This window comes from Candidatus Dependentiae bacterium (assembly GCA_020431705.1).
In the GTDB taxonomy this organism is placed as follows: Bacteria; Babelota; Babeliae; order Babelales; family Vermiphilaceae; genus JAGQHQ01.
In genome coordinates this window covers 1-7,781 of sequence record JAGQHQ010000025.1, presented here as the reverse complement: position 1 = coordinate 7,781, position 7,781 = coordinate 1, and the positions used below count along the sequence as shown (strand labels likewise).

General features: G+C 35.3%; 7 protein-coding genes. 3 read left to right on the top strand and 4 right to left on the bottom strand.

Annotated elements, in window-relative coordinates; genetic code table 11:
* Nucleotides 1–84: 84 nt before the first annotated feature.
* Together dps and mgtE are read right to left on the bottom strand one after the other, a co-directional pair.
* Nucleotides 85–573 carry a DNA starvation/stationary phase protection protein Dps gene (gene dps / locus KC460_04940; protein MCA9770687.1) on the bottom strand — a complete coding sequence of 163 codons (489 nt, stop codon included), beginning with the start codon at nucleotides 571–573 and terminating at the stop codon, nucleotides 85–87.
* Nucleotides 574–662: 89 nt separating this feature from the next.
* A complete protein-coding gene (gene mgtE, locus KC460_04935) occupies nucleotides 663–2,021 on the bottom strand; it encodes a magnesium transporter (protein ID MCA9770686.1) in 1,359 nt (452 codons plus the stop codon).
* Between the two features lie 161 nt (nucleotides 2,022–2,182).
* Between mgtE and KC460_04930 the strand changes: the two genes are divergently transcribed.
* Nucleotides 2,183–3,142 (top strand): RluA family pseudouridine synthase, encoded by a 960-nt coding sequence (locus tag KC460_04930; GenBank protein MCA9770685.1) that lies wholly within the window; start codon nucleotides 2,183–2,185, stop codon nucleotides 3,140–3,142.
* A gap of 163 nt (nucleotides 3,143–3,305) precedes the next feature.
* On the top strand, nucleotides 3,306–3,716 hold the full coding sequence (locus KC460_04925; GenBank protein ID MCA9770684.1) for a hypothetical protein: 411 nt from the start codon (nucleotides 3,306–3,308) through the stop codon (nucleotides 3,714–3,716).
* Nucleotides 3,717–3,827: 111 nt separating this feature from the next.
* Here KC460_04925 and KC460_04920 read toward each other — a convergent pair whose 3' ends face one another.
* Complete coding sequence (locus tag KC460_04920) at nucleotides 3,828–4,604, bottom strand: DUF1669 domain-containing protein (GenBank protein ID MCA9770683.1); 777 nt, start codon at nucleotides 4,602–4,604, stop codon at nucleotides 3,828–3,830.
* Nucleotides 4,605–4,677: 73 nt separating this feature from the next.
* Nucleotides 4,678–7,419, bottom strand: a complete 2,742-nt coding sequence (locus tag KC460_04915) for a translocation/assembly module TamB domain-containing protein (protein MCA9770682.1) — start codon at nucleotides 7,417–7,419, stop codon at nucleotides 4,678–4,680.
* A gap of 168 nt (nucleotides 7,420–7,587) precedes the next feature.
* On the opposite strand from KC460_04915, the gene KC460_04910 reads away from it, so the two are divergent.
* A partial coding sequence (locus KC460_04910; protein ID MCA9770681.1) for a hypothetical protein occupies nucleotides 7,588–7,781 on the top strand: 194 nt, incomplete at its 3' end.

Below are 7,781 nucleotides of genomic sequence, written 5' to 3'. Positions count from 1 at the left end.
TTAACATCTTTTTATCAGCGAGATTTTCCTTTTTTTACAAAATTATTTCAAGATTTTAATTTTGGGATAGGTTCTTAGTATATATTACTTTTGTAGATGTGCTTGTAAAAACCAAAGATTCTTGTCTAGCATTCTCCCTAAGGCAATATAAACATCCCCCGTGCCATAGTCGCCAAGCTGCTCCGATAGTTTTACATTACTACGAACTAACTCACCAAAAATTGCAAAATTATGCGTAAGATGCTCAAGATGATCTTTTGCCACAAAAATATCAATTGGATATTGTCGTAACTCACTATTTTGACTAATCGCTTGTATCGTACCAAGAGCTGTTCCACCTAAGCTTGTTACACGTTCTGCAACAATATCTACATACTCCTCAACTTCCTCTGCAAGTTCATCAAAAAGTTTATGAAGTGCAATAAACTGCGTGCCTTTGATATTCCAATGAGCCTGCTTTAATTGTAAATACAAATCATTACATGAAGCCAAAGATTTGTTAAGTACGTTAACAAGCTCAATACGATCTTTTTCATCTAAACTCATTTGCGTAGTATGCATTATTGATTTCATATAGTTATTCCTCTTTTTAATTTTTTATCGAATTACGCTAAGATTATATCATGAAAAAAATAACAAAAAATATAAAAGATTATTTTTCCTTACGAAAGTAATAACTGACTCATATAACAGTAGATTAAAATGCCAATAATATCCATCAACGTTGCTAAAAATGGCCCGGCAGAAAATGCTGGGTCAATATTCAGGCGGCGAAGTATAAGCGGAATACAACTACCAAGAGAAACTGAGGTAAGTACAATTAATGAAAGAGAAGTACTAATAACAAGTGTTTGCCAAAAATCATATGTCGTAAACCATGCACGTGTAAATGCTGTTGCACCTAATACTAATGCAAGCATTGCCGCCATGGTAAATTCTCGCTTTAAAAAACGAAATATATTATCAGCACTAATATCTCCAGATGCAATACTCTGAATAACTACTGTAGAAGTTTGATGGCTTGTATTTCCTCCAGCACTGGTAAGCATCGTAGTAAAATACAATAATGAACCAAGATGCAGCGTTGACTCATACCCCTTCATAATAATAGTTACAAATGATTCGACCAAAAGAAGAATAACTAAAACATAACTACGTTGATAGAGCATGCGATAAAAAGATGTTTCAAAATACGTGTGCTTCATCGGCGTAAGCGCAGCCATTTTTTGCATATCTTCACTTGCTTCTTCTACCAAAACATCTACTAGTGTTTCACTAGGAATTGCGCCCAAAAAATAATTATTATCATCAACAACTGGAACCGTCATAAGTCCATAATGGACCATTTGTTGTGCAACTATTTCTTGATCCTCAGTTGCTTTTGCAACATATTCCATTTCTCGTAAAAAAGAACCAATACGATCTCTTGGTGCATTTAATACCAAATCTTCTAAATTAATATAACCAACTAATCTGTGTAAAATATCTGTTACATAAATTTGTTGGTAAATATCACGGCTTGGGCGTAAACGCTGCAATAACTTAATACTTTTTTCTACTGTAAAATCTTGCATCAATGTAAGCACCTCAGTATCCATGATACCACCGGCAGATTCTGGATGAAATTTCAATAAAGAAAGAACTTGTTCTCGTGCATGCTTAGTGAGTAATTGCATATATTCTTTCAACTGATCATCGGAGAGCACGTCAAAAAGATCAGTCAATTCATCTGCATGCAAGACTCTGAGTAAATGAGTACGTTCTTTTTCTTCAACAAAAGAAAGAACTCGAACTTTCATCTTATCTGAAAGCTCTTCAAATACCTCCTCTTTAAGCTCTTTCGATAGCATTACAAAAAGACTTTTAAAACTTTGATAGTCAATATTAGTTAGAAATTCTGCTATATCAGCTGGGTGCATATCAATAAAAGATTGCCACAATGAGGTACCCATGGACGTATCTTGAGCAATAACAGCTTCTAAATTCTTGCTTATCTCTTGTAATATGCGTTTTACGTCCATTGTATGCTCCTAAGCGACATAAAAATCTGTAACACTTGTCCTCATGGTACGAGAAACCGTCTTTATTGTCCATCACAGAGATATACACAGCACAATACTTCAAAATGTTCTTAGCTTGTTAGCATTTGACTTTACACGTCCGTTTTGTACGATTAGATGGTATGAATGAAATTAAAGATATTCAGAAAATTATTACTGTAGATAAGCATGCGGCTGGAAACCGCATAGACAGTTTCATAGCCTCATCTGTATCAGATTATTCGCGGTCTCTTGTTCAACGTCTAATACAGTGCAATGCGATAGCGGTCAATGGCAACATTGTGAATAAACCAAGTATGCCACTCAAGGCTGATGATCAAATTTGTATTACCATTAAACCGGCAGTGCGACCGTCGGTACAAAAGGTTATTGATAAAAATTTACCAGTAGACATAGTACATGAACATGAACAATTTTTAATTTTATCCAAGCCAGCAGGATTGATTATCCACCCGCCACACAAAGAAAGTATGGTTACCACATTAGTTGATTGGCTTCGTGCATTTTATCCTGACCTTGGCCAAATTGGACTAGAAGATAGACCTGGTATTATTCATAGATTAGATAAAGACACATCAGGATTAATTATTATATCTCGCACTCATCGAGCATATAAGCAGTTTGGTCAGATGTTTCGTAATCGCACTATACAAAAAACATATCAAGCAATTGTACAAGGCCATCCAGAAAGCAATGGTATCATTGATTTGTTTATAGGTAGAGATCCACACATACCAGTAAAAATGACCGCATTTGACACAAAGAAAGCACAACGCTATATACGGCATGGACATAAATTACGACATGCTATAACACACTACAAAGTAATACAGTATTTTGAAAATTATACTTTACTTGAACTTAAGCCAGTAACTGGCCGCACTCACCAAATTCGTGTACATTTAAGTGCTCTTGGCCATCCAATTGTAGGAGACCCACTCTATGGTATGCCCGATAAAAAGCATATAAAGCGGCATGCACTACATGCCAGCGACCTTTCTTTTGAGTTAGATAATCAGAGATTTTCTTTCAGCCTACCGTTACCAGATGATATGCAAACTCTTATCAAAACAATTTCATAATTTTACCAGTTTAAAAATACTATTTTAAAGATACATAGGCAATTTAATAAGCATTTATAATTTAAAATTGACAAACTAAATATTTTTATATACTAATGACAGTATATGCTATATAATTATCCGATGCGAGAATAAATCGGCGAATTTTATTATAATGACATACATGAAGTATTTATTAGTATATATTGCATTTATTATAGGAATAGCGACTCAACCAATTCATGCAGAATTTACATGGACCGGATATATCCTTGCTGCTAGTACATGGACTACAGGGCTGGTTCTTGCATGTACTGCTGCATATGGAAATTATCAGAAAAAACAAACCAGAACAGATAACTGCATAACAAACACATTAGCATTTCTTAAAAACAATAAAAAATTTATCATAACAACCACTATAGCATCCTTTGTAATGTATGCACCTATTGATCTTGGTGTTTATGGCAAAAAAGCATCTATAGTTTCAGCAGTACATTTTGCACAAAAGCATGCACTTGGATATATTGCTGGTTTTGTTACAACTCCTTTGCTTATAGGGGGATGCGCGAAAGCGATAGATATATTGTACTAAATAATATAAAAAATGGACTATTTGATAGTAAGAAATTTTTGCTTGCCTTTTTTTCAAAACGGACATAGCATGAGCTCGAGCTAAGAAGGAATTGTAGTAATGAAGCGCCTTTTACATAACAACAGTTCTTAGCTCTTTTTTATGGGCTAATCGTATGCTTCTTTGTTGCAATTGCCTAAACTGGTTTGTAAACTTGTTAACAATATTCTGATCATCAAGTACTACTACATTTTCTTGATTTACTCGTGCTGCTGAACGAGTAAAATTAAATGACCCTGTCCATACAATAGATTTATGGTGTAAGTTATCTGCAAAAACAGCAAACTTGTTATGCATTTTGTCAGAAAACAAGCTTTTTGTTTTTACTTGTTTATATACAAAAATATCAATACCACCAGCCTTGAGCATATCGATTTTGCCAAATCTATCATGCACACCGCTACGATCTACTACAATTCGTATCTTGACGCCGCGTTTATGCGCATCGAGTAATGCTCGTGCAATATCCTTATTAGTAAATGAAAATACGGCAATATCAATTTGCTTGTGTTCTTTACCGATCAAATCAATCAAAATTTTTTGCACATTATCATCTGGCGTAAAAAGTGCTTGGGCAATATGACCATCGGCATCACATAGTAACCCCTCACAACTTGCTGGTTTTTGAATCACCTTTTGTCGTGGTATATAACGCGTTGGCATGCTAATAATAAAATGTTTTTTACTAAAGCCTATTGGTAATGATGTTCCATTTTTGCACAGCTGCACTGCGTTATATGGTGGTATTTTTTTGGCTTGCCGCACACGAGCATCAATACGTACAAAGAGTGCAGAAAAAATAGCTATATAAAGAAAAATAAGTAATCGATGTAATTTTTGCTTTCTCATTATCATACTCTCCAGTAAAAACTGTTTTATTTTTTGGCAATACCCTGTTTATAATAACTCCATTAATAAAAAACTACCATTTCCACCGCATTTCAACTTCACCACCAGCGTCGCGCCGCTCATCGCGAAAGGCCCGTACACTCATATTATCAGACGCAAGATACTCAAGTTCAAACCGCGTATCTTCTGATAAACTAAAATTTTGTTGAATAAGCGCGCGCCAGCGCTCACTTAATTCAATTTCTATCGCTCCGCGAATACCACCACGTCCGGTTTGATCACTAAAGCGTGGCAAAATATAAATGCGCTCAAGTGGTTTGAGTAGTGACGCAAAATAACTGTTTTGTGCTAAAGTAGATTGCTGATTTTCAAACAGCATACCTTTAATGTTTTGCATTAATAATGCGGGCATTACGATATTGAGCGACTCCTCTGGCGCTCCAGTAAAGAGTAACGCAATACTTTGCTCCTCAGTAAGCGGTGGTGTTGCACATAGTGAAATAATTGGGCTGCTACGCGAACCACTAACGCGTAATGCCACATGATACTTGCGAACTTTATTTTGTGCTACTAAATCAACAAGTGGATCTTGTAATTGACCCGGAATAAAAGTAATACTCCCTTTAGTTATATAAAGTGGTTTATATGGAAAATGCAGCGTACCACTAGAAAGAATAACAGCGCCCTCAACACATGGATTAAATGCACTTCCGGTAATAGATAAATGAGCATGTGCTTGTGTTTGCAAAAAGGGTGTCTGTACCTGTATAGAATCTTTTGTTTGCACATTTACATCATATAAAAAATTAATTTTTTCCTGTGTTTGTACATGAGGATGAGAGTGTATTAACTGTTTAAAAAGTGCATCAGAAAATAAACTTTCTTTCAATTGAGCCCGCTCAAGAATAACTGCCCCCTTTACTTTTGGTAGTTGCCCAATTGGTTTAGTTAATAATAACGATCCTGAAATAAGCGCAAATAAATCTCGTTTGAGATTCAACAAACACGATTCTAATACAAGAGGCACGTGCACAAAAGATATATCTAGTTGATCATTAAATAACAGTAAAGCACGCTCACAGGCTATAAATCCCCTATGCAAATCAAGCCCAACATCACGGATAATAATTTTTTTTTTAGGTATATCAACAGAAAAAATTGCATCAAAACCTTTTATAAGATTATACGTGTGTGGCAAACGAATAGTGCTGTTAGCCAAAGAAATTTTTGCTGCTAAACAAGAACCATCATCTTTTACAAGAGTAGAAATGGCAATTTTTCCATCACCCGCTACATCGTACCCAGTTACATCGCGAATAAGTTCACGGAAAAATGAAAAATCAATGCTACCAGAAATTGCCTGCGGACGAGCAGTGTGATGATTAAAAATAATTGCTGGTGATTGATTTTTTTCGCCATATAAAAACTTGTGTAAACAAAATGATGGTTTGAGTTGGAAACTCCCTTGATACACTTTTTTATTACAACTCCCATCAAGAGCAAAGTTGTTATTTTTAAAACCAAAAATACCTTCAAGCTGTGCTGTTGTATCGATAGTTGTATTTGTTGCTATACAGCGATACTTTCCAGATAGTTCTTTTTTGTTAAAGATAACATCAACAGATGCATCTTGTGGCAATATAGACCAATAACGCACTATGCTATTATGCAAACTACTACTATTTTCTAAATGCGCAGAACCATAATCACTATTTTGGTCATAATACCACGAACCAGCAATGCGATAAACATCACCATAATAAAACTGCAAACCACCCTTCCAATGATCATTATTACGACTAAAAGAACATTTGGCATGCTCACACAGCAGATGCTTGCCATATTGTGCACCAGTTATGGTAACATTGCCATGAATACCTTTACTCACATCAGACATATTGATCAGCAACTTCGCTATACATGTACCATATATACTTTTTTCAGAAACAGGAAGACCAGCAACCCGTGTACAATAATAAAGTGGTAACTGTGCCTTAAGTGCACCAACAATACGATCATCGACAGTATTTAAATGTATCGGGCTTACAACAAAGGAACGATTCGCATTTTTCAATGATGCAGTACCGTGATCGCGCTTCCAATCTATCGAAAAAAAACAATGACGATCAGTATCAGGTAGATGGGGCAGTTGTATTGATCCGCTTCCCTCACATGTAATAATCGTACTATTTTGATTATTTTGCGCATTAACATGTAGTATACCATTTATATCAGACATATAGATTGTATTATAGGTTCCAACAGAACCATCTTCTAAGCAAATACTCGATCGCAACGTATTGTCTATCTTTTTTGTATCACAACTGAACTGTATTCGTGCCTGTGCATTATTATCAGTATCATGTACATGCAAAGATGAAGCAGTAAAATGTGCTTCTTTTAAAAATGTTGGCAATGCCGGCGATATACCTGCAATGGCTCGCTGTAGATATGGCAAAATAGCCAATTGACCTCCACAAAGCGCCGAAAACATTTTAAGCTCATGTAGCCAAATATGTAAATCAACAATACCAGCACCCAAAAGCGAACGCCAAGTAAAACGCGTTATAAGTTTTTTTGCATGCCATTGCCACTGCTCATCATTGCTTGGTCGAACAACAACATCTTCTAGCTCAATACACGGCCAAAAAAAATCAATTTTTTTTACGCTACCATGTAGGGTGCATTCAAGTGCAGATTCAAATTTATCGATAAATATATCGCCTACAATTTTTTTTATCCATGGATCATCTTGTACAATCCAAATGGTTATTAGCAAACCAATTACAAGTGATATACTTATTTTTTTTATCATAAAAGTAAGTATAGCAAGTCATTTAAATCCATGCCATTGTAAATCATGTCGATCATATCAAGCTTTACAAAAATTAAATATTCGATTATTATTTAAAAAATAAATGCATCCAAAGATTCGATAAGTATTAATCGATTATGCGCCACTTTTAATGGGGGTTTTTTACTTATGCAAAATATGTCATCACTGTTTAAAAAATTACTATTTGCACTATTAGCATTTTCTATTTCTCACATCCTTGTAGCCATGAAACATGAACCTACGGCTGTAGAAAAAGCCTTTCGAAAAGAATTTTCTATAGCACCATCAAAGCCTTTTACTCAAGTCGCTAAAGCCGTATTGGGATCAGGTCTTGTAGCAGT

What these genes read in the sequence shown, in the direction of transcription:
- KC460_04925 (MCA9770684.1), top strand. Translation starts at nt 3,306, where the DNA reads ATGAAGTATTTATTAGTATATATTGCATTTATTATAGGAATAGCGACT.
- mgtE (MCA9770686.1), bottom strand. Translation starts at nt 2,021, where the DNA reads ATGGACGTAAAACGCATATTACAAGAGATAAGCAAGAATTTAGAAGCT.
- KC460_04920 (MCA9770683.1), bottom strand. Translation starts at nt 4,604, where the DNA reads ATGAGAAAGCAAAAATTACATCGATTACTTATTTTTCTTTATATAGCT.
- dps (MCA9770687.1), bottom strand. Translation starts at nt 573, where the DNA reads ATGAAATCAATAATGCATACTACGCAAATGAGTTTAGATGAAAAAGAT.
- KC460_04915 (MCA9770682.1), bottom strand. Translation starts at nt 7,419, where the DNA reads ATGATAAAAAAAATAAGTATATCACTTGTAATTGGTTTGCTAATAACC.
- KC460_04930 (MCA9770685.1), top strand. Translation starts at nt 2,183, where the DNA reads ATGAATGAAATTAAAGATATTCAGAAAATTATTACTGTAGATAAGCAT.